Source organism: Parabacteroides sp. ZJ-118, from assembly GCF_011038785.1.
In the GTDB taxonomy this organism is placed as follows: domain Bacteria; phylum Bacteroidota; class Bacteroidia; order Bacteroidales; family Tannerellaceae; genus Parabacteroides.
This window is the reverse complement of record NZ_JAAKDT010000043.1, coordinates 1-21,753: the sequence shown is the minus strand read 5'-3', so window position 1 is coordinate 21,753 and position 21,753 is coordinate 1. Positions and strand designations below refer to the sequence as shown.

Here is a 21,753-nt window from a genome sequence, read left to right as displayed (position 1 = left end):
GGCTGTAATTAATCATTTTCCATTATAAGCCTTTATCACCCAAACCTTTAGAGGAACCGAAGTCAATGAGTTGAATCAATTGGACTCCATCAGCACCAAAGATACAACCACGGGAACCGTCTTTTATCGGCAACTCATTCTTGATAGCAGCAGCTTTATAGGATTCAGGAACTTCGCTCGTAATGTCATACAGGAACTGCGCCTGTTCCTGAGAAATGTCAGACCTATTTGATGGGAACACGGCCTTACCGGTTGAATCGTCTATTTGAGCATTAAAAATCAAGACATTACCATCATTGTTTGAAAGCCCCATTATTTCGTTTGCCAATATGACGGTTTCCTTCATGCATTCTCTCGGATCTTTTCCATCATAAAAAGGAACTCCATCAGAGATGTTAATAATGACAGGGGCAGGTCCATCTGCATTATCTACCATCCACTTTTCTACCAAGTCCTTTGCCAATTGAAAAGCACCAAGCATATTTGTGGCCCCGTCTCTATCAATGGGTTCTACCCATACGGGTTGTTTTACTTCCACCTCAACAAGGCCACCGGTGCCGTCCGGTGTCTTCTTTTTCAGTGTTTCGTACCTCAATGGATTAGCATCCAAGTCCTTTAACCAACCGGAACACAACTCTTTTACATTGTGATTATAACCAATCACAGAAATGAAACAGCGGTTTTTCGGCGCATCACCATCAAAGTTCTTCTGGATAATGTTGTCAATAACTTTATTGACAGCAAGCGATGCAAACTTGGTACGTGTAGTACCTTCATAATCACTCATCATTGAGCCGGACTGATCCAATAAAATAATCAATAGGCCAGGGGTAGCAGAACTCCATTGTTTATCATTCTTTGCCATAGCTACAATAAAATGTTCTGCCTTGGCCCCTTTCAGCAGAGAGTTATTGCTGATATTGTAGCATACAAACAAAAAACGTGGAGCCTGTCTGTCGCTCGCTCCACGCTCTAAAGGCTCTCGCATTGCCCAGTTTGTCGAAACGAGCAACGCCGAAAGCCCCACGCCGATGGATATATCAAATCCACACTCTGACTCCTCTTTTGAGGTGATACGTCAAAGAGGGAAGTGTATAAACACCCCACGGGGCGTTCTCGTTGCTTTGTTTTTGACAAACCGTTCGAACGTGCGAGATTCTTAGAGCGTCAAAGTCAAAGCGTCCAAAAACGCCTATGTCTGTATGTCGTCCCCACCCAACTGCGCAAGCATCTACATTGATGCGCTTCGGCGTAGGAATAATTACAAAACTACTTAATTTTTCTCAAATTCAAGCACTAGTGTCTATTAATTTATGTTAATCAAATTTAATCCAACTTTGATTTCCGCCGGAGTGTTTGATTTATTTTTCAATGATTTAGCTTTCTTCGTTTGTCGTTCTGTGTACTACAAACTTTTCTCTATGCTTATCCTTCTAAATGGTATCTTCTTATAATTTAGCAGTTCATAAATGTTGTCCGCTGCCCCGTTTGGTTCCCTGCTGACGGCTTACGGCCTCAGCCGTGTACTGCCGCAACTCGGCGGGCGCATTCATACGATGAGAGAGAATGTGTACCGGGTGGTGGAGAATGCTATTGACACATCTTTACGGAGTTGGGACTAAAAGAATTATATCACTCTTGCGTGTCGAGGTGGAAATAGTGTCAAACAATTAGACAGCATTGTCAAAATATTGGACAGTTCTAAAAATATGGATTTTTGTTATCTGATTGTTGATTAGCTGTTTATCTGTTTTGGCACGTTCTTTGCTACTATTTCGGTAGAAAATAATGGAGCGATGAGACAACTATTACTTACAACCGTTCTTTCTCTCAGTTTCGCTGCCTCAACGGTGGCCCAAGAGAAACTTTGGACTTTGGATGAATGTATGCGCTATGCCGTGGAAAACAGCCCATCGGTAAAAAAGCAAGTTTATACATCAGATACGTATAAGGCGGAACGGAATGCCGCCGTAGCATCTTTTTTCCCCGCGGCATCGGCTAGGGTCGGGGCGCAATATAGTTTTGGCCGTTCGATTGACCCGGCGACCAATACCTACGAGAATACTTCCACCTTTAATAACAACTATGGCCTCGACGCCTCGATTCCTATTTTTACGGGCGGACAGCTGATCAATCAATGGCTGATGGCAAAATCCAATCGCCGTATGGGAGTTAATGACATCCAGAAAGCGAAAGATGATTTAGCGATGAAAACCATGCAGGCTTATATGGATGTGGTGTACTATAAGGGAACGATTCGTATGGCGACCGAGAAATTGGAGGAGAGTAACCGTACCTTATACAAGACTCGTCGGCAGGAAGAGCTGGGGTTGAAAGGGAAAGCGGATGTGGCGCAATTCGAGGCTCAGGTGGCGGCCGATGATTATACATTGACCCACCAACAGAATCTTTTCAATACGGCCCTGCTTACTTTGAGGGAATGTATGAATTATCCGTCTGATTTAGAACTGGATGTGGATACGCTATTACCTGATATCAATTATGTCCCGGAAGTAGAGAACGTGGCGGAGATTTTCGCCTATGCGTCCGGGAATAACCCTACCGCCTTGCAAGCCGAGTATCAATTGACGCAAAGCAAATACCAATACCGTATTTACAAAGGGAAGTTGTTGCCGAGTATTTATTTGAATGCCGGAGTCTCTACGAGTTATTTCGAGAACCTGACGTCTGATAATGCCCCGGAAGGTTTCAAGGGCCAGTTTAAGAATAACCGTGGTGAGTATGTATCTTTTAGCCTTAGCTTCCCCTTGTTCGATGGTTTGAGCAGACTGACGAACGCTCGTCGTTACCGTAACAATATGCGGATCGCGCGGGAGACAAGAACAGAGGTCTTTCGCCAGTTGCGGACAGCGGTGGAGCAATCTGTCTTGGATCGCGAGGGATACGCCAAAGAGGCCATACAGATGGATAAGAAGGTGAAATCGGATGAGTTGGCTTATCGTGTGACCCTACGTAAGTACGAGGAAGGCCTGATGAGCACGCTGGATGTACAGACCAGCGCGAATACCCTGTTGGAATCCAAGGCTAATCTGCTTCAAAAGCGATTGATGTACTTGTTGAAAAGCAAGTTGGTAGATTATTATAAGGGCAAGCCTCTTATTAATTGACAGTTGATAGTGGACAGTTGATGGTTTTGAATAACAAAAAAATATAGAATACGATGGATATACAATTAGAGAAAAAAAAAGGCCTTCAGAAGAAGCACATTCCTTACGTGGTGGGTGGTACGTTGTTCGTTATCTTGTTGGGATGGATTATCTTTGGTGATCATGCCTCTACGTTGAAAGTGGATGCGAGGGGAATTAGCATCGGCCATGTGACCCGTGAGCAATTCAATGACTTCATTCGCATGGATGGTCAGGTGCAACCTATCACGGTCGTGCAGCTTAGCCCCGAGGAGGGGGGGATCGTGCAGGAGAAAGTCGTGGAAGAAGGCGCCCAGGTGAAGAAAGGCGATATTATTGTTCGTCTGAGCAACTCAAATCTGGATTTGCAGATCTTGAACGCCGAGGCCGAGTTGGCGGAGAAGCAGAACTTCCTCCGCAATACGCAGGTTACCATGGAGCAGGATAAACTGACCAATCAGATGGAGAAACTTCAATACGATATGGATATGAACCGGGCCCGCCGTTCGTTCAACCAACAAGAACAGTTGTATAAGGAGAACTTGATCGCCAGAGAGGATTATCTGAAAGCGAAGGAGGACTTCGAGTTAGCCTCACAAAAGCACGCCTTGATTACCGAGCGCTTGCGCCAGGACTCTATCTCCCGCACCATCCAGATGGATGAGATGGAGGCCAGTTTGGCGAATATGCGGAAGAATATCCTGTTGATCCGCGAACGTAAGGAGAACCTGAATGTCCGCTCCCAGATCGACGGTGAGTTGGGCCTGTTGGATGTCGTATTGGGACAAAGTATCAATCCGGGGCAAAAGATCGGTCAGATTAACGACCTTTCCGATTATAAGATCGAGGCCCTGATCGACGAGCATTACATAGACCGCGTGAAACCGGGCTTAAGCGCCGCTTTCGAGCGCCAAGGCTCCTCTTTCGACTTAATGGTGCGCAAGGTCTATCCCGAGGTCCGCGATGGTAAGTTCCGTACGGATTTCGTTTTCACGGGCGAGCGCCCGGACAATATCCGCAGCGGACAGACCTACTACATCAACTTGGAGCTGGGGCAACCTACCGAGAGCGTCATTATCCCGAAGGGAACTTTCTTCCAGAGCACGGGCGGGAGTTGGATATTTGTCCTTGATCCGGATGGAAAGAAAGCCTACAGGCGTTCTATCAAGATCGGTCGTCAGAACCCGCAATATTATGAAGTCCTGGAAGGCCTGGAAGCCGGTGAGAAGGTGATTGTGTCCAGCTATGAGAACTATAAGGATAATGAAGTGCTGGTATTGGAATAAATCGATGTAGTTATGAAAAACATACAAATCGCCATTCGTTCCATTTTTAAGAAAGGACGGCATAACGTGATGAAAATCGTATCGTTGGGAGTCGGCTTGGCGGCAGGTTTGGTATTGATCGCTAAAGTCTGTTTCGAGCAATCGTATGATGATTTTTATCCGGATAGAGACCGGGTCTATCAAGTATGGGCGAAATACCAGCAAAATGGAGGAGAGTTGAAGGATTATCCGCAAACAAGCGGTGGCATCGTTCCGGCTATGCAGCGACAAATACCCGGGATCGAGACGGTTACTCGATATACGGGCTTGGGTGACTGGACCTTCACGATGACCGACACTAAGATGAAATACTCCGGTCGTTGCATCATAGCGGATAGTTGTTTCTTTGATATTCTTCCCCGTCCCATGTTGATCGGAAACGCGAAAGAGGTTCTTTCCACCCCGATGTACGTGTTGGTATCAGATCGTATAGCGAAAAATATCGGAGGCGATGTGATTGGGAAGACCTTCACGGTAGACAGTTCGCCGGGACGAACGATGACTATCGGTGGCGTTTTTGAGGAAATACCGGAAAACTCTCATGCCCGTTATGACGTGATCGTCTCTATGGCCTCGGCGGGGCGGTTCATGTGGGAGGGGTCGCCTGTCAATATGCTGGGAAACGATCGTTACAAAAGCTACGTAAAATTGCATAAAGGGGTGAATCCTCCGGATTTGGAGGAGCAGGTGCATACGTTCGTGAATTCCTATTTCCCCCCGGAGGATCAGCAAAAGTCCGGGCTTAACATTGATTTCTCGTTTCATGAGCTGGATGGCTTACACAAGGCGTCGCCGCAAGTCAAGCGAATGACGCGGATACTTTCCTTACTGGCCTTCGCTTTGATCTTTACGGCGGTGATGAACTATGTCTTGATCGTGATATCCTCGATCGTAAATCGCTCGAAGGAGGTGGCTGTCCATAAATGCTATGGGGCAAGCGAGAATAACATTCATGGCATGATGTTTGGCGAGGCGTTGGTACATATAGTGCTCTCGCTGATCTTGGCCTTGTTATTGATCCTTGCGTTCAGAGGTACGGTAGAGGAGTTGTTGGCGACCTCGTTAGATTCCTTGTTCTTGTCGGGTGGCGGCTTGGCCTTGCTAGGGATATGTGTCTTGGTGTTTTTCGTGTCCGGTTTTATGCCGGGATCATTATACGCCCGGATTCCGGTGGCCTCCGCTTTCCGTAATTACCGGGAGAATAAGCGTATCTGGAAGAAGGCCTTGTTGCTTGTCCAGTTTGTAGCCACGGGCTTTTTGGTGACGATGCTTGTTTTTGTCGCCCGTCAATATACGTTTATGGTGAACGATCGCCCGGGATATGCCTATGAGAACCTTGCCTACTGTGGGTTGGCCGGCGTGGACTCTACCTCCCGGGCCAAGATCCTGGACGAGGTGACACGGCTTCCGGGAGTAGCCTCGGCGACCACCGTTTTTCAATTGCCTTTCGAGCCTGCTTCCGGCAATAACGTGTTTTTGCCGGGTGAGACTCAGGAGCTTTTTAATATCGCCGATCTGTATGAGGTCGGTAACGGATATTTGGACATGATGGAGATTCCCGTGATCCAAGGCCGCTCGTTCACGGAGCATATAGCCGATTCGCGCGAGATCATGGTAGACCGTCGTTTCGTGGAGAAGATGAAGTTGGTGGCCGGTTGGACGGATGACGTGATCGGGAGGTCTATCTGTATTACCGAGCATAGCCAGAACGGAGAGCCATTCACGATTCGCGGCGTGTATGAGAATATCCGTCTGGGAGGAATCTCGAACCAGGATATGCGGCCTTCCGTATTATTCTACACGCATAAGCCCACGCGCACCCTGCAGGTGAAGTTCCATGAGCTGACCAACGACAACATGGCCCGTCTGCAGCGGAAGATATCCGAGACATTCCCGGATCGTGACTTGAACGCTGTCTCTTTCCGTTCCGAGATCATGGATCTATACACGGACTCCCGCCGATTCCGGGATTCCGTGATGATCGGAGGCCTGGTGACGCTGCTTATTACGTTGATCGGGCTGATAGGCTATACGAATGACGAGGTGAGCCGTCGTCGTAAGGAGATCGCGGTCCGCCGGGTGAATGGGGCTGCCTTGTGGGATATATTGAGGTCGTTCATAAAGGATATCGGATATACCTGTATCTACGCGGTCATACTAGGCGGTGGTATAGCCTATTTTGTCTTGCAAAAGTGGCAGGAGCAATTCTCGGAGAAAGTCCCTTTGTCGGGGTACATATTCCTGGGCTGCGGCGTATGTGTCTTATCGATTATATATGCCGTGGTTTGCCTGAATGCCCGCAAGACGGCTAATGATAATCCGGTGAGCTGCTTGAAATCGGAGTGATTGGAAACAGATAATGGAAAATTGATCATCTAATAGTTATAATTCATGAATAATTTGTTGAACTTTAAGTCCTTTTTTAAGTTCCTCGAAAGGAATAAGGCGTATACGCTGATAGACGTGTTTGGTCTGTCTGTATCATTGATGTTTGTGTTATTGATAGCGGTCTATACGGTGCAGGAGATGTCGACGGATACATTCCATACCAAGGCGGATCGTATTTATCTGGTCGGGAACGAGAATTGGATGGCCACCGGAGCCGCCATCCCGTATAAGATAAAGGAACGCTATCCGGAGGTAGAGAAGGTTTGTCCGGTAGTGGTAGATAACTCGAATGATATCGTTGTGGTCTCCGGTGATCGGAAACTGAAGGCGAATGTGATGTTCGCGGACTCCTCGTTCTTCGATTTCTTTGATTTCCGGTTGTTACAAGGCTCTCGCGAGCAAGCGTTGGCCGCCGGCAACTATGCGGTGGTCTCCTCCTCGTTCGCCCGCAAGATGTTCGGGGCGGAGGATCCGATGGGACGGCAGCTGGTGGTGGGCGATACCCTATCGGCCACGATCAACGGGGTGGTGGAGGATCTGCTTCATTCCTCCATTCCCGAATCCGATGTGATCGTGCGTTGGGAGCAGATCAAGTACTTGAACTGGTCGTTGGCCCCGGATCAGCTGGGGAATGCCGGAAGTACGTTGGCTTTTGTCTTGGCGCGTGAGGGTAGTGATTTCCCCTCTCGCGCGGAGGATATGGCCCGTTGGTTCAAGGAGTTTTATTGGCCGTATCAATACGGGTCGGCAAAAGAGGTACGCATATTGCCGCTCAGTGAGCAGTATTTCGCGAAAGCCGCTTCTCACTCCTCTTTGCGAAATGGAGATTGGCGTTTCGTGATCGTGCTGATGTCCGTAGGTTTTCTGATCTTGATTTTCGCGGTCATCAATTATATTAACCTGACGGTCGCCCAGGCGGGTTTCAGGGCGAAGGAGATGGCTACCCGGCGCCTCTTGGGATCTTCGCGGGGTGAGTTATTCATGCGTTTGATACTGGAGTCCACGTCGCTCACGTTTATCTCTTTGGCTATCGGGGTTCTCCTTGCGTTGGCGGTCGTGCCGTTTGTCAATGATCTATTGCAGACACGTGTCGATATGAGTGTACTGGGCAGTCCTGCCTGGCTGTTCGCGCTGGCTTCATTGACGGTTGTCGTGGGCGTTTTATCCGGCTTGCTGCCCGCTGTCATTATCTCTTCTTCCAAACCGATCGAGGTGGTAAGGGGCACGTTCCGGGCCAAGACGAAAATGGTATTCAGCAAGTTCTTTATCGTATTCCAGAATGTGATCACGATCACGATGATCGCCGCCTCTATCACGATGGTTTGCCAGATCGTTCACATGATCAACGCCCCTGTGGGATATAATACGAAGAATTTGTTGGCTATGACCTCGTTGGACGGAAGGCAGCTATCCGCTTTTGTCGGTGAGTTGAAAGGTTTGTCATGCGTAGGCAGGGTCGGGAAGACGCAAGGATTGCCCTTCTTCGGTAGTAATAACTGGACTACTACCTATCAAGGACAACATATATCTTTCCAGCAATTCGTTATGGACAAGGCGTGTTACGATATGCTGGGGTTGGAGATCTTGCGCGATAACCATTTAACGACGGAGGGCTGGTTCCTGAACGAGCAAGCGATGCGCGAGATGAACTTATCGGAGGACGCGGCCTCTTTTACGTTGGATAGGCGCGAGGGGTCGATCGCGATAGCAGGCATCGTCCGGGATTTCTATTGCTTTGGAAATGTGACGACAGGGATGAGTCCCGTCATGTTCCGTTTCTTGAAAGATAATGAAGATCCCTGGATGATCTTGATCGAGACACAAGGCGATCCTTTCGCCGCGAGGGAGGCCATCGGCAAGGTGTATGAGAAAGTGACCGGACTCGAGTTCGAGGCCTACTTCATGGATGAGCGTTTGCGAGAATCGTTCGACTCGCAAATCCGTCTGGCAAAGATCGTGGTCGTATTCTCGGTAATCGCCATCCTTATCTCTTTGCTAGGCTTATTGGCCATGTCCACCTATTTTATCCAACAGCGTTCGCGGGAGGTATCCATACGAAAGGTGTTCGGTTCCAGCAACCGGGGGGTATTGGTCAAGCTCGTGGTCACCTTCTTGAACTATGTGCTGATCGCTTTCGTGATCGCCGTACCCGTTATCGTGTATTTCATGAGAGATTGGCTGTCCGATTATTCGTATCGCATCAGCTTAAGTCCGCTGATAGTTATCGCCGCCGGCCTATTCTGCCTCGTGGTCTCGTTTGTCTCTGTCTTTTTCCAGAGCTACCGGGCTGCCTCGGCGAATCCGGTGGATAGCTTCAGGCAGAGGCTTTAGCGACTTTTTTGCGAGAATAACTCTCTTTTTATTGGGCTTATTACCTCAAAGGCGTTATCTTTGCCCATGAGTGAATAACAGTTTTGCGAGTACAAACTAAAAAATTTGATTATGTTCTCAGGTATTGTAGAAGAAGCGGCTGAGGTAGTAGCCCTCCAATCCGATCAAGGAAACCTTCATCTGACGATGAAGTGCTCGTTCGTGAATGAACTGAAAATAGATCAGAGCGTGGCTCACAATGGCGTTTGCCTTACGGTGGTGAGCCTGACGGAAGATACGTATACGGTTACCGCGATCAAGGAAACTCTGGAGCGCTCGAACCTCGGGCGCCTGAAAGTGGGCGATAAGGTGAACTTGGAGCGCAGCATGTTGATGAACGGCCGTCTGGACGGGCACATCGTACAGGGGCACGTGGACCAGACCGCCGTTTGCGCGGAGGTGAGGGAGGCGGACGGCAGCTGGTACTATACGTTCGAGTACATGTTCGACAAGGAGATGGCCCGACAGGGGTACATGACCGTGGAGAAGGGCTCCGTTTGCGTGAACGGAGTCAGCCTGACGGTGTGCGACTCCCGGCAGGACAGTTTCCAAGTCGCGATCATCCCTTATACGCACGATAACACGAACTTCTGCCAGATCGAAAAAGGTACGGTCGTGAACGTGGAGTTCGATATCGTCGGGAAATATATCAGCAAGATGACGGGGTTTAAATAAGACCCCGCACTTGCTCGCGTTTCATGATTCGCCAAGCCGGATGTAGCTCATTGTTCTGATGCGCCGTTTTCCGGACCTTCTCGTAGAAGAATTCCAATATCGCCCGGGGATCGGCGGCGAAAGCGGGATCGGCCTGTTTCCGATCCTCGAACTCTTTCCGCAGGGCCGGGTCTCTCTCCAGCAGCTCGCGGCCTTTTACCTCCATGTAGGGTACGCTGATCCAAAACTCGTTGGCGGATTGCACGATCTGATTGAAGAATCCCCAGTAGGTCAACGAGCCGGGGGCGGAGGGCTCCAGCAGCCAGGCTGCCACCCTCGCCGAGGGCTGGTTCATGTCTATCAAGATGCTTCCGGCGGGATAGGTCAGCGTCTCCCTCTGTGTGGTGTACTCGGCCTTTACGGGGATGCGTCCCTCGCTTTGGCGGGTGGCGAACGTGGCGTTCGTGTAGCGGTAAGTCTCCACCTCGATGGCGCGCGGTTCCGTCAGGCGGGTATAACGGATCCCGTGCAGGCCGAGCAATTCGATGACTTTTCCCCATTGCGGCATCAGGATATATGCCTCGGGCAGGCGTACCGACAGGGTAGGCTCGTAGGAGGTGATCAAGGGGGTATGTACCGTGACCGGCTGCTTGTAGTCGTGGCGTACCCATTGGCCTCCCGACAGGTCGCTCTTCACCGTATCCCGTCCCCAACTGAGGAAGTCCACCCATACGCTATCTTTATGGACCGGCTGGAACGCGAGATTCATCGGCTGGGTCCGGAAAGCCGGGCTCCCCACCACTTGATCCGCGTGCCGGATGGCGCCCAAAAGCGACTCCTTATGCTCGGACAGGATGCGCGCGCTCGCTTTTATCGCCTCTATCGTGGCCAGTACCCGTTGCTTATAGGGCTTGTAGATATGGTTCTCGATCAATAGCCCTACCCGGTTGCGCGCGGCCGCGTACCCTTGCGAGTAGCGAGGATCGAAGATATCGATCAGAATGCCGCTTTCCGGCGCGTTGTACGTACGGAACGAGAAATAGGGGAAGAGGGGATAGCCCGCGGCGGCCATCCGCTCGTTCAAGGAGCGTTCGTAGACGTTGGCCGTCCATTGCCGCAGGCCCTCTTCCAGATGGGTTCCCCGCGTCTCGATGGAGTAGGTCATGACATATTGAAAGTCGGCCCCGTTCGTCACATGCACGTCTATGAACAACTCCGGCATCCATTGGTTGTATAGCTTGAGCCACGCCCGCATCTCCGGGGCGTCCGCCTTCAGGAAATCCCGGTTGAGGTTCAGCAATTGCGCCGTGGCGCGGGTCCCCAGTTCCTCGGGACCGTTCTGGTTGATCCGGTTGCGCGCGCTGAAATTCTCGTGCCCGTCTACGTTGAAGATCGGGATGAATACGAAGCTGACGTTATCCAGCAAATCCAGTTGCTTCCGGTGGATCACCATGTCGCGGAGAAGGATCAAGGTGGCATCCTTCCCGTCCGGCTCGCCGGAGTGGATGCAGGATTCCACGAGGATGATCACCCGCCCTTTCCGGCGGATCTCCCCGGGGGTACGCAAGCCGTCCTTATCCACGATCAGCAGGGGCAGTTCCCTTCCCTCCGGGCTTGTGCCGAACGTGGTGTAGTGTACCATGGGGGAGGATTCGGCCAAGCGCCGGCAGAAGTCGAGGGTCTCGGCGTATCGGGGGGTTTTCACGAAGTCGGATTTTTCACAATCCGTGACAAAGCGATTGTTGGTCAGTGGCCTGTCCTGCGAGAGTACCGGGAAGGCCAGCGATAATCCAAGCATTCCGCTGATCAATATCTTTTTCATAAGGATGAAGTGATGTAACTGTTTCCGCGAATTTAGATAAAAACCGCGGGAATTCCGACGCGCCGCTCATCCCGTATGAGAAAAACGCCAAACAAATTGAAAATATTTCTTGAAAATGTTTGGAAGTCTGGGATGCGATACGTACCTTCGCAGCCGCGATCAGGGAGGTGATCGCGATTGTATCGCGGAGTGGAGCAGTGGTAGCTCGTTGGGCTCATAACCCAAAGGTCGCAAGTTCGAGTCTTGCCTCCGCAACGAAAGAAGGCCCTCAAGTCGTTGACTGGGGGCTTTTTTTATCGCGATCGTCTTATTCCCTTCCGCAGGGGGCCTTTGTCCTTCCAGAATCCCAGTTTGTAATAGACATAGGTGATCGCAAGCCCGATGCAAAGGCTGGCGCCGATAGCCCACCAGATGCCGCTCCGTCCCCAGGTCGCGCTAAACCAATAGGCGAAGGGAATGCGTATCAGCCAGAGGCAAGTGATGCTTACCGCCATGGGGAACAGAGTGTCTCCGGCTCCCCGTAACGCTCCGTTGAAGACGTTCAAGCCGCCGTGCGCGACAAAGAACCCTCCCATGATCAATAAGTATTCCTCGCCAATCCGGATCACCTCCGGATCCTTGGTGAAAGCCAGCATCATCTTGTCCCTGAGGAAATAGATGGCCGTGAAGGTAGCCAGACCCAGCAATAGGTTGACAAGCATGGCGAATCGTACCCCATCACGTACCCGGTCCAAGTGCCCGGCCCCGATGTTTTGCCCGCAGAAAGCGGCCAGTGCCCCCGAGAGGGTCAAGACCGCCTGGATGATGATCGTGTCGATCTTTCCCGCCGCCCCGTAAGCGGTGAGTGTGTCCGTGCCGAAACTGTTCACGATCCCCAGCAGAGCGATCAACCCGAGCGATATGGCGCATTGCTGTACGCTGGTGGGAAGCCCGATGCGGAGTCCCTCCTTGAACAATCCCATGTCGAACAATAAATCCTGTTTCCGGATAGAGAGTAGGGGGTGGGTGTTGTTCACGTAGCCCAGGGCCACGCACATGCCGATCCCTTGGGCGATTACCGTAGCCCGTGCCGCCCCCTCGATCCCCCAGTTGAAAACGACGATGAAGAGTAAATCCAAGGCGATATTCAAAATCGTGGTAAGCAGGATAAACAGCATGGGACGCACGGACTCCCCGACACCCCGCAATATGGAGACGATGCTGTTGAAAGTGACGAACAGGAACGTACCCCCCACGTAGATCCTGAAATAAGCGACCGCCCGCGGGATCACCTCCTCCGGCGTATTCGTCAGCCTGAACATCGGCTCGGCGAAAATAACTCCCGCTATGGACAGCAATACCCCAGCGACCAACATGAAGATAAAGAAAGAGGAGAAGGCCTTCTGCACCTTATCGAACTCCCTCGCCCCGAAAAACTGCGAGATCACCACCGACGTGCCGCTTCCGATACCGATCACCAGCGAGATAATAAAGTAATAGATGAAGAAGGAGGCCGATACCGCCGCCAACGACTCTTTCCCCAGGAACTGCCCGACAATGACGCTGTCGGTCACGTTATAGAGTTGTTGCAGCAGATTACCGATCAGCAAAGGGAAAGCGAAACGCAGGATCACCCTCCATACCGCCCCTCTCGTCAAATCCCTATTTCCTGTGTTGACTTTCAATGCTTAACGCCCGATTTTTCAATTCCCTATAGGTCTTTCAACAGGATATTGTCGTTTGCCTTTGTCATATCCTCACGAGTCTTCAGCAGGGCTTTCCATTCCTTGCTGAAAAGCTGGCTCGTGTCGATCTTGAAGTCCTCGGAGCCAGACACGTCCATGCGGGTCAGCAGGTAGCTGACCGTGATTTTATTGACATCGATCGCGGGTTGGTAGTATGCCACGCGGTCGTCATCCCCGAAATTCACCTCGATGAGGATCTCTAGCTTCGTGAGCAGGTATAAGATCTGTGTCGTTATGCGGATAGGGATGCGGTAAGCGTCGGACAGCTCGTCGGCCGTATAGGGCTTCCCGCCTTTCACGAACCGTTTGATGACCAGCGAGGCGATCAGCAAGGTTAAGAAATCCTTGTAACGGCGGCTGATATTCCTGCTGTCCCCATCAAAGCTGAATGTCTTCACGTTCTGGGAGGCGTACGACAGCTCCGCACCAAACAAGCAAATCAACCAAGAAAGCTGTAACCAAAGCATCAACAAGGGCAATACGGCAAAACTACCGTAAATAGCGTTGTACTTGCTCACCCAAATCTGCCCGCTGATATAAATGAACTGGAACAACTGAAAGGCGCAACCGGCGATAAAGCCCGCCACCAACCCGTTCACGAACCTTACCTTCGTATTCGGCAGGGAGACGTACAGCCCCGTGAAAGCCAATGTCGTGATAATATAAGGCGCTATATGCAAGAGCAGTTCCATGAGTGGCGTGAAAAACAAGTACTGCCCCAAGAACGAGTTCTGCAAGGTAGACATGAAGATGGACAAACCGCTGGACGCCGTCATCAGGACCGGCAGCACGAGGAATAAGGCGAGATAGTCGGATATCTTCCGGTACCATGGCCGGGATTTCTGGATCTGCCAGATATCGTTGAACGTATCTTCCACGGACGAGATCAAGTTAATCACCGTATAAAACAACAAGATCAAGCCGACCCCGATGATCACACCCCCCTGCGCTTGCGCCAGATAGCTCTCCACGAACTCGAACGCCTTGTTCAGCTCTATCTCGTGCCCGGGGAAATAATCGAATAGCTCCTGCCGTACGGTCCCTTGGAAACCGAAGCCCTTCGCTATACCCAACAACACAGCCAGCAAAGGTACGATAGATAACAAGGTGCTGTAGGTAAGTGCTGACGCCTTGGTTTGCAGGTTCTCACTCTTGAAGCCCCGCACGGCGAGCGTGATCGTCTTGATGATATGGATATAAATCTTCCTCAGCCCACTCACTTCATTTTCGGTAATCCGCCAAATGTCGTAGGTGACGAAACGGATGGTCCGTGCTAATAATGCGCTGATCCGTTCTCCAATAGGCTTCTTTTCTTCCCGTGGTTTGTTTTTTGGCATATCGGCACATGATTTTAATTGGCAAATAAAAAAAGCAGTCTGCCTATAAGCCGGGTCCTGTACCTCTTCGGAAAGAGGCGCCTGCCATTTATCTCGTCTTACCGTCACCGATAAGCTTTAGCGGTCTACCCCCCGGCATCGGACGAGCCATCCTACATGCGCCGGTATACATGACCTTACAACCCATAAGACGTACGGCATCCCGTATCACTACGGGATCCGGTGAGCTCTTACCTCACCTTTTCACCCTTACCGGACGAGGCCGGCGGTTATTCTCTGTTACGTTACTCTACCCTCACGGACAGCTTCCCGTTAAGAAGTATGGCGCTCTGTGTTGCCCGGACTTTCCTCACACCCGAAGGTGAGCGACAGACCGGCAGACTGCGATGGGGCAAAGGTAGGTATTTTAGTTGACAGTTGGCGGTCGGTGGTTGACAATTATTTCGAAGGCGTAAAGGGAAGGTGGGATAACAGTTTCTTTTTCAGCTGTAAATAGATCCTGCCTCCCAGATGTTTTTGTGCGAACAGAGATTGTGGGTTGCCGGCGACCGACTGTCAGTTGTCATATGGCAACTGTCAATTCGTCCGCTGTTTAATTGTTAAAAAGGTACTTTGCAATACACAGTACAGTTAAGCGCGGTTAAGCCCCTGTAGGGCCTCGTTAAAAGTGATAAAAAATACGATGGAAATGGAATACCCGTACAATTTTTGAGCTTTCTTTGCCGTAAGGAAACTGTTAAATTTAAGTGTTTAATTAAATAAGAAAAGTATGAAAAATATCTGGAAGAATGTGCTTGGCGTTGCTCTGATAGCAGCCATTAGTTCTGGAGCCGCGATCGGAACGAGTGCTTACCTGTTGAATAAGAATCAACGTCCGGCGGAGTTGGCGTCCGGAGTTGAGAATACCTTCAAGCAACCGTATCGATTGACGAATTATGGAACCGTAGCCGCCGAGAGCGTCGATTTCACCGCGGCTGCCGAGAGCGCCATCCACGGGGTTGTCCATATCAAGGCCACGGCTAACGCCCAAGCCTCCGCGGGGAACGGCGGTCAGCAATACATAGACCCGTTCGAGTATTTCTTCGGCTTCGGTGGCCGTGGAGGGTTCCAACGTCCGCAGCAGCCTCGTGTGGGCGCCGGCTCGGGCGTCATTATCTCTACGGACGGTTATATCATCACGAACAACCACGTAATCGACGGAGCCGACGAACTGGAGGTTACCTTGAACGATAACCGGAAATTCCCGGCAAAGATTATAGGGACTGATCCGACAACAGATATCGCCTTGATCAAGATCGAGGCAACCGACTTACCTACGATCCCCTTTGGTGATTCTGAGAAGTTGAAAGTAGGTGAGTGGGTGTTGGCGGTAGGTAACCCGTTTAACTTGACCTCTACCGTTACGGCAGGTATCGTGAGCGCCAAGAGTCGCGGCAACATCGGCGCCGGTGGTAAGGATCGTAGCAAGATAGAGTCCTTTATACAGACAGACGCAGCCGTGAACCCGGGAAACAGTGGTGGGGCGCTGGTGAATACGAAAGGGGAGTTGGTCGGTATCAATACCGCTATCTACACCGAGACCGGTAACTTCGCCGGATACTCTTTCGCCGTGCCGATCAGCATCGCCGGTAAGGTAGCTAATGACTTGAAACAATTCGGGGCCGTGCAGCGTGCCGTATTAGGCGTATTGATACAAGACCCGCAGTATGTGCCCGATGCGGAGAAAGAGAATGTGAAAGTATTCGAGGGTGCTTATGTAGGTGGTTTCGCCGAGCGCAGCTCCGCTAAGGAAGCAGGAATCGAGAAGGGTGACGTGATCGTAGCCGTGAACGGTGTGAAGATCAAGTCGTCTAGCGCTTTGCAAGAGCAGATCAGCAAATACCGTCCGGGCGACAAGGTGGAGTTGACGATCAACCGTGATGGCAGTACGAAGAAATTTACGGTGGAACTCCGTAATGCGCAGGGTAGCACTAAGGTCGTGAAGGGTGGCGACAGCGCGGAGGTTATGGGTGCGGCGTTCAAGGCTTTGAACGACGAGCAGAAACGTAAGTTAGGTGTAGGTTATGGTATCGAGGTCACCGGTCTGACCAGCGGCAAGCTGAAAGACGCCGGTATAAAGAAAGGCTTCATTATCATGATTGTGAACAACCAGAAGATCTCTGCTCCGGAAGACTTGGAGAAGATTGTGGAAAGCATACTTCAAGGACGTACGGAAGATCAAGGCCTCTTCATTAAAGGTTTCTATCCGAACGGACGCACGAAGTATTATGCGATAGACCTTGCCGAATAAGATAAACAGGGATTGCAGTCTTATAGGTGTGAAAAGATTGTTAAAGGTTTTTAATTGGCTGGATGTGGGGTGCATCCAGCCAATTCTTTCAACAAAAATGGTTATCTTTGCGCCCCGTATTCTCAATTAAACGAATTGAATGAGACAATTAAAGATCACAAAGTCCATTACCAACCGCGAAAGCGCTTCGCTGGATAAATATCTTCAAGAGATTGGTCGAGAAGATCTTATCACGGTGGAAGAGGAAGTGGAATTGGCACAGGCTATCAAAAGAGGAGACCGTAGGGCGTTAGAAAAGTTGACCCGTGCGAATCTCCGTTTCGTTGTTTCTGTGGCTAAGCAATATCAGAACCAAGGCTTGAGTTTGCCCGACCTTATTAATGAGGGTAACTTAGGCTTGATCAAGGCCGCCGAGAAATTCGATGAGACGAGAGGTTTCAAGTTCATTTCCTACGCTGTATGGTGGATTCGCCAATCTATTCTGCAAGCTTTGGCAGAGCAGTCAAGAATCGTGCGTCTTCCGTTGAACCAGGTAGGTTCGCTGAACAAGATCAGCAAGGCCTTCTCCAAGTTCGAGCAGGAAAACGAGCGCAGACCGTCTCCCGAGGAACTTGCCGATGAGTTGGATATCCCGGTGGATAAGATTTCCGACACATTGAAGGTGTCCGGACGTCATATTTCCGTGGATGCCCCGTTCGTGGAAGGCGAAGACAACAGCCTTTTGGATGTGCTTGTGAATGATGACGCTCCCATCGCGGATCGGTCGTTAATGAACGAATCATTGGCTAAGGAAATTGATCGAGCGCTTGCTACGCTAACCGAAAGAGAATGTGAGATTATCAAGATGTTTTTCGGTATTGGCTGTCAGGAAATGACATTGGAAGAGATTGGCGACAAATTCGGCCTCACTAGAGAGCGTGTCCGCCAGATCAAGGAAAAAGCAATCAGAAGATTAAGACAAGGAACTCGTAGCAAGCTTCTCAAATCGTATTTGGGCTAATTTAAGGAATTATTGAGTTGGTGAAGGCTCTCCGGTCCGAAAAGGATTGGGAGCCTTTATTTTTTTCTTAACTTCCCTCTAAAATTGTGACAAAGCGCACGCGGGAGGGGACAGGGAACAAGGCTCCGGCCTTGTTTTTTATTCTGCCGGTGTAGAAATTCTTGATTTTTATCTATATTTGCCATTGGAATATAATGCCATAAAAACTATATAAATGACTACAAGACGTAATTTTCTGAAAACAGGATCTGTTTCCTTGGCCGGCCTCTTGGTTGGCGAGAGGGTATACTCCGCCGTGAGTATGCCCGACAATAAAAAGAGTTTTAGCACGATCGCCTCTAAGGTGACTGGCGATTACGTCAGCAAGCGCCCGGCTCCCGAGGCCCGTAAATTTACCTCCAAGGCGGTAGAGGAGCAGCTAAAGGCTTCCAAGGCCCGTATCAAGGACCCGAAGTTAGCTTGGATGTTCGAGAACTGTTACCCGAACACCTTGGACACGACTTGCGAGTTCAAGATGGTAGACGGCAAGCCGGATACGTTCGTGATCACCGGAGATATCCATGCCATGTGGTTGCGTGACTCCTCGGCGCAGGTTTACCCTTTCGTTACCTTGGCGAAGAAGGATAAGGACTTACGCCAAATGCTGGTCGGGGCTATCAATCGCCAGACGGCCTGCATCTTGATCGATCCCTATGCGAACGGTTTCAATGAAGGCCCTACCGGGAGTGAGTGGGAGAGCGACCGCACGGAGATGAAGAAAGAGCTTCATGAGCGTAAATGGGAGATCGACTCGCTTTGTTACCCGATCCGCCTGGCGTATCATTACTGGAAGGAAGTAGGCGATACCTCCGTATTCGACAGCGGATGGGAGCGGGCGATGGAGTCCGTTTACCGTACCTTCCGCGAGCAACAGCGCAAGGACAACCTCGGGCCGTACCGTTTCTCCCGGGTGACGGATCGCCAAGGCGATACCCTCTTGAACGATGGTTGGGGTAGTCCGGTAAACCCGGTGGGCCTGATCGTCTCCTCTTTCCGTCCTTCCGACGACGCCACGCTGTTCGGCTTCTTGGTCCCATCGAACTTGTTCGCTATCACCTCGCTTCGTCAGGTAGCCGAGATCCTTCGTGCTGTAAGAAATAACACAGACTTGGCCGGTCGTTGCGAGGCATTGGCCAATGAGGTAGAGGAGGCCGTGAAGAAATACGCCATCGTGGAGCACCCGGAATTCGGTAAGGTATACGCCTTCGAGGTGGATGGCTACGGCGGCCGTGTCTTCATGGACGACGCGAATGTCCCGAGCTTGCTAGCCCTGCCGTTCTTGGGTTGCGTGGACGTGAACGACCCGATTTACCAGAATACCCGCCGCTTGGTGTTGAGCCCTTCCAACCCTTACTTCTTCAAGGGAAAGGCCGGCGAGGGCATCGGCGGTCCGCATATCGGTTTCAACTATATCTGGCCGATGAGCTTGATCATGCGTGCCACGACTTCCAACGACGAGAAGGAGATCCGGTATTGTATCGAGACGCTTCGTGATACGGACGGAGGTACGGGCTTCATGCACGAGTCTTTCCATAAGGACAACCCTTCCGATTACACACGCTCGTGGTTCGCTTGGGCGAATACCCTGTTTGGCGAGCTGATCGTGAAGCTGCAATCCGAAGGCAAGCTGAAAGACCTCCTCGGCTAATATCACCAATTGTAGAGACGGGACACGTCCCGTCTCTCGTCCATACATAAATCTAGACGGAATATGAAAACAAATCAACTATTCATCCTGACAGGTCTGGCGGCGATAGCCTCCACCTCCTGCAGCCAAAAAGAAAATGCGTCCGGGCAGCCCGCCAAGCCCATGAACATCCTTTATATCATGACGGACGATCATTCCTTCCAAACTATCAGCGCCTACGACAAGCGATACATCCAAACCCCCAACATCGACCGCATCGCGGACGAGGGCGTACGTTTCACCAATAGCTTTGTGGCCAACTCCATCAGCGGCCCCAGCCGTGCCTGTATGCTGACCGGTAAGCACAGCCACAAGAACGGTTTCATCGATAACGCCCATACCTTCGACGGCTCGCAGCAGACCTTTCCGAAACTACTGCGTAAAGCCGGATACCAAACCGCTATGATCGGCAAATGGCACCTCACCTCTGATCCTACCGGTTTCGATTATTGGAACATTCTCATAGGCCAGGGCGATTACTACAACCCCATCTTCATCGAAAACGGCGAGAAGCGTCAGATCGAGGGATACGCCACGAACATCACGACCGATCTGGCCCTCGACTGGCTGGACAATAAACGAGACAAGAGCAAGCCTTTCTGCCTCCTGCTGCATCACAAGGCCCCACACCGTACTTGGATGCCCGATACTTGCGACCTGCGTCTTTACGACGATGTGACCTTTCCGCTGCCCGAGAATTTCTACGATGATTACGCCGGCCGCCTTGCCGCCTCAGAGCAGAAAATGAGCATCATCAAGGACATGGATATCGTGTACGACCTGAAAATGGCCGATAAGGAAAACGAGATCCATTCTTCCAACGCCGAGCTGGAGAAGTACGGCCGTGCGCTTTATAACCGTATGAACCCGGACCAGAAAGCCTCTTGGGACGCTTATTACGATCCGATCATCCAAGACTTCAAGGCGAAGAAACGCACGGGCAAGGAGTTGGCCGAGTGGAAATACCAGCGTTATATGCACGATTACCTCCGGGTGATCCATTCCGTGGATCGGAACATCGGCATCGTGCTCGATTATCTGGAGAAGAACGATTTGATGGACAATACCTTGATCGTCTACACCTCCGATCAAGGCTTCTACATGGGTGAGCATGGCTGGTTCGACAAGCGTTTCATGTATGAGGAATCCTTCCGCACCCCGCTGTTGATGCGTCTGCCGGGTGGCAAGAAGGGCGATATCCCGCAGCTCGTGCAGAATATCGATTACGCCCCCACTTTTTTGGAACTGGCCGGTGTTTCCATCCCCTCCGACATTCAAGGCGAGTCCTTGCTTCCCTTGCTGAAAGGTGAGCTACCGGAGAACTGGCGCAATTCCCTTTACTATCATTATTACGAGTATCCCGCCGAGCATTCCGTGAAGCGTCATTACGGCGTACGTGACAATCGTTATAAGTTGATACATTTCTATAACGACATCGACGAATGGGAGCTTTACGACCTTCAAGAAGATCCCCGTGAGATGAACAACCTGTATGGCAAGCCGGGTTACGAGGAAGTGACGAGTCGTATGCGAGACGAGCTTCATAAGCTGCAAAAACGATACGATGACCCTGCGGGAATACGCTTCAACGTGTCGGACTGATAGGGGGGACATTCCAGCTCGGTCGCTACGGGCGACATGGAAACAGCGCTATCTATCGCGTCTTACACAGACCGGAATTAAGGCGAAAACAAGAGCGTTTTTACGTATCGCGCCGACGCGTCTTCGTGTACACTCACGTCGGTCGAGGTACTGGAAAAGCAGGTTTTTCGCTCACGGAATCGCCGGAAAAAACGTCTTTTCGAGATCACGGAGATCACGTCGGAACAGGAAAAGCCAATTTTTTGCGCCCTGGGCAGGAGAAGGGGAACAGCGACCCTGAGAAACCCGAGAACACTGAGGATCAAAAGGATAAGCCCGGATCAACGCCGCCTCCCTAAAGGGAGCCAGGGCGCAAAGGGCGCAAAAACA

At 50.9% G+C, this 21,753-nt stretch carries 14 protein-coding genes, 1 tRNA gene and 1 other RNA gene; 11 read left to right on the top strand and 5 right to left on the bottom strand.

Going from position 1 to position 21,753, the window contains the following annotated elements:
* Positions 1-22: 22 nt before the first annotated feature.
* On the bottom strand, positions 23-988 hold the full coding sequence (locus tag G7Y39_RS11090; RefSeq protein WP_165157532.1) for a vWA domain-containing protein: 966 nt from the start codon (positions 986-988) through the stop codon (positions 23-25).
* 481 nt (positions 989-1,469) lie between these two features.
* Between G7Y39_RS11090 and G7Y39_RS11085 the strand changes: the two genes are divergently transcribed.
* The 6 genes from G7Y39_RS11085 to G7Y39_RS11060 all read left to right on the top strand — a co-directional run bounded on the left by G7Y39_RS11085 (position 1,470) and on the right by G7Y39_RS11060 (position 9,904).
* On the top strand, positions 1,470-1,622 hold the full coding sequence (locus G7Y39_RS11085) for a hypothetical protein (RefSeq protein ID WP_165157520.1): 153 nt from the start codon (positions 1,470-1,472) through the stop codon (positions 1,620-1,622).
* Positions 1,623-1,796: 174 nt separating this feature from the next.
* Positions 1,797-3,128: a TolC family protein gene (locus G7Y39_RS11080; protein ID WP_165157531.1), complete on the top strand. Its 1,332-nt coding sequence runs from the start codon at positions 1,797-1,799 to the stop codon at positions 3,126-3,128.
* A gap of 53 nt (positions 3,129-3,181) precedes the next feature.
* A complete protein-coding gene (locus G7Y39_RS11075; protein ID WP_165157530.1) occupies positions 3,182-4,432 on the top strand; it encodes an efflux RND transporter periplasmic adaptor subunit in 1,251 nt (416 codons plus the stop codon).
* A 12-nt stretch (positions 4,433-4,444) separates the two neighbouring features.
* Positions 4,445-6,817: an ABC transporter permease gene (locus tag G7Y39_RS11070; protein WP_165157529.1), complete on the top strand. Its 2,373-nt coding sequence runs from the start codon at positions 4,445-4,447 to the stop codon at positions 6,815-6,817.
* Between the two features lie 45 nt (positions 6,818-6,862).
* Positions 6,863-9,190 (top strand): ABC transporter permease, encoded by a 2,328-nt coding sequence (locus G7Y39_RS11065; protein WP_165157528.1) that lies wholly within the window; start codon positions 6,863-6,865, stop codon positions 9,188-9,190.
* Positions 9,191-9,301: 111 nt separating this feature from the next.
* Positions 9,302-9,904 carry a riboflavin synthase gene (locus G7Y39_RS11060; protein ID WP_165157527.1) on the top strand — a complete coding sequence of 201 codons (603 nt, stop codon included), beginning with the start codon at positions 9,302-9,304 and terminating at the stop codon, positions 9,902-9,904.
* On the opposite strand, the gene G7Y39_RS11055 is transcribed toward G7Y39_RS11060, so the two are convergent.
* Positions 9,897-11,705: a M14 family metallopeptidase gene (locus tag G7Y39_RS11055; RefSeq protein WP_165157526.1), complete on the bottom strand. Its 1,809-nt coding sequence runs from the start codon at positions 11,703-11,705 to the stop codon at positions 9,897-9,899. The two genes, G7Y39_RS11060 and G7Y39_RS11055, sit on opposite strands and share 8 nt — an antisense overlap.
* A gap of 183 nt (positions 11,706-11,888) precedes the next feature.
* Here G7Y39_RS11055 and G7Y39_RS11050 point away from each other — a divergent pair.
* A tRNA-Met gene (locus tag G7Y39_RS11050) sits at positions 11,889-11,960 on the top strand.
* A 38-nt stretch (positions 11,961-11,998) separates the two neighbouring features.
* Here the strand turns inward: G7Y39_RS11050 and G7Y39_RS11045 are convergent.
* The 3 genes from G7Y39_RS11045 to rnpB form a co-directional block, all read right to left on the bottom strand.
* Complete coding sequence (locus tag G7Y39_RS11045; protein ID WP_370520374.1) at positions 11,999-13,342, bottom strand: MATE family efflux transporter; 1,344 nt, start codon at positions 13,340-13,342, stop codon at positions 11,999-12,001.
* Between the two features lie 53 nt (positions 13,343-13,395).
* Positions 13,396-14,766: a YihY/virulence factor BrkB family protein gene (locus G7Y39_RS11040; RefSeq protein WP_165157524.1), complete on the bottom strand. Its 1,371-nt coding sequence runs from the start codon at positions 14,764-14,766 to the stop codon at positions 13,396-13,398.
* 30 nt (positions 14,767-14,796) lie between these two features.
* Positions 14,797-15,151: RNase P RNA component class A (gene rnpB, locus G7Y39_RS11035), an RNA gene on the bottom strand.
* Between the two features lie 384 nt (positions 15,152-15,535).
* On the opposite strand from rnpB, the gene G7Y39_RS11030 reads away from it, so the two are divergent.
* From G7Y39_RS11030 to G7Y39_RS11015, 4 genes are all read left to right on the top strand, one after another.
* Entirely contained in the window at positions 15,536-17,056 is a 1,521-nt protein-coding gene (locus tag G7Y39_RS11030; RefSeq protein WP_165157523.1) for a Do family serine endopeptidase, read from the top strand.
* Between the two features lie 139 nt (positions 17,057-17,195).
* Positions 17,196-18,056, top strand: a complete 861-nt coding sequence (locus G7Y39_RS11025; RefSeq protein ID WP_005641668.1) for an RNA polymerase sigma factor RpoD/SigA — start codon at positions 17,196-17,198, stop codon at positions 18,054-18,056.
* 214 nt (positions 18,057-18,270) lie between these two features.
* On the top strand, positions 18,271-19,743 hold the full coding sequence (locus tag G7Y39_RS11020) for a glycoside hydrolase family 125 protein (protein WP_165157522.1): 1,473 nt from the start codon (positions 18,271-18,273) through the stop codon (positions 19,741-19,743).
* 63 nt (positions 19,744-19,806) lie between these two features.
* Positions 19,807-21,384: a sulfatase gene (locus G7Y39_RS11015; protein WP_165157521.1), complete on the top strand. Its 1,578-nt coding sequence runs from the start codon at positions 19,807-19,809 to the stop codon at positions 21,382-21,384.
* Positions 21,385-21,753 lie beyond the last annotated feature (369 nt).

Excerpts from the sequence above, each read along its gene's own strand:
- G7Y39_RS11090 (WP_165157532.1), bottom strand. The coding sequence starts at position 988 with ATGCGAGAGCCTTTAGAGCGTGGAGCGAGCGACAGACAGGCTCCACGT.
- G7Y39_RS11085 (WP_165157520.1), top strand. The coding sequence starts at position 1,470 with ATGTTGTCCGCTGCCCCGTTTGGTTCCCTGCTGACGGCTTACGGCCTC.
- G7Y39_RS11080 (WP_165157531.1), top strand. The coding sequence starts at position 1,797 with ATGAGACAACTATTACTTACAACCGTTCTTTCTCTCAGTTTCGCTGCC.
- G7Y39_RS11075 (WP_165157530.1), top strand. The coding sequence starts at position 3,182 with ATGGATATACAATTAGAGAAAAAAAAAGGCCTTCAGAAGAAGCACATT.
- G7Y39_RS11070 (WP_165157529.1), top strand. The coding sequence starts at position 4,445 with ATGAAAAACATACAAATCGCCATTCGTTCCATTTTTAAGAAAGGACGG.
- G7Y39_RS11065 (WP_165157528.1), top strand. The coding sequence starts at position 6,863 with ATGAATAATTTGTTGAACTTTAAGTCCTTTTTTAAGTTCCTCGAAAGG.
- G7Y39_RS11060 (WP_165157527.1), top strand. The coding sequence starts at position 9,302 with ATGTTCTCAGGTATTGTAGAAGAAGCGGCTGAGGTAGTAGCCCTCCAA.
- G7Y39_RS11055 (WP_165157526.1), bottom strand. The coding sequence starts at position 11,705 with ATGAAAAAGATATTGATCAGCGGAATGCTTGGATTATCGCTGGCCTTC.
- G7Y39_RS11040 (WP_165157524.1), bottom strand. The coding sequence starts at position 14,766 with ATGCCAAAAAACAAACCACGGGAAGAAAAGAAGCCTATTGGAGAACGG.
- G7Y39_RS11030 (WP_165157523.1), top strand. The coding sequence starts at position 15,536 with ATGAAAAATATCTGGAAGAATGTGCTTGGCGTTGCTCTGATAGCAGCC.
- G7Y39_RS11025 (WP_005641668.1), top strand. The coding sequence starts at position 17,196 with ATGAGACAATTAAAGATCACAAAGTCCATTACCAACCGCGAAAGCGCT.
- G7Y39_RS11020 (WP_165157522.1), top strand. The coding sequence starts at position 18,271 with ATGACTACAAGACGTAATTTTCTGAAAACAGGATCTGTTTCCTTGGCC.
- G7Y39_RS11015 (WP_165157521.1), top strand. The coding sequence starts at position 19,807 with ATGAAAACAAATCAACTATTCATCCTGACAGGTCTGGCGGCGATAGCC.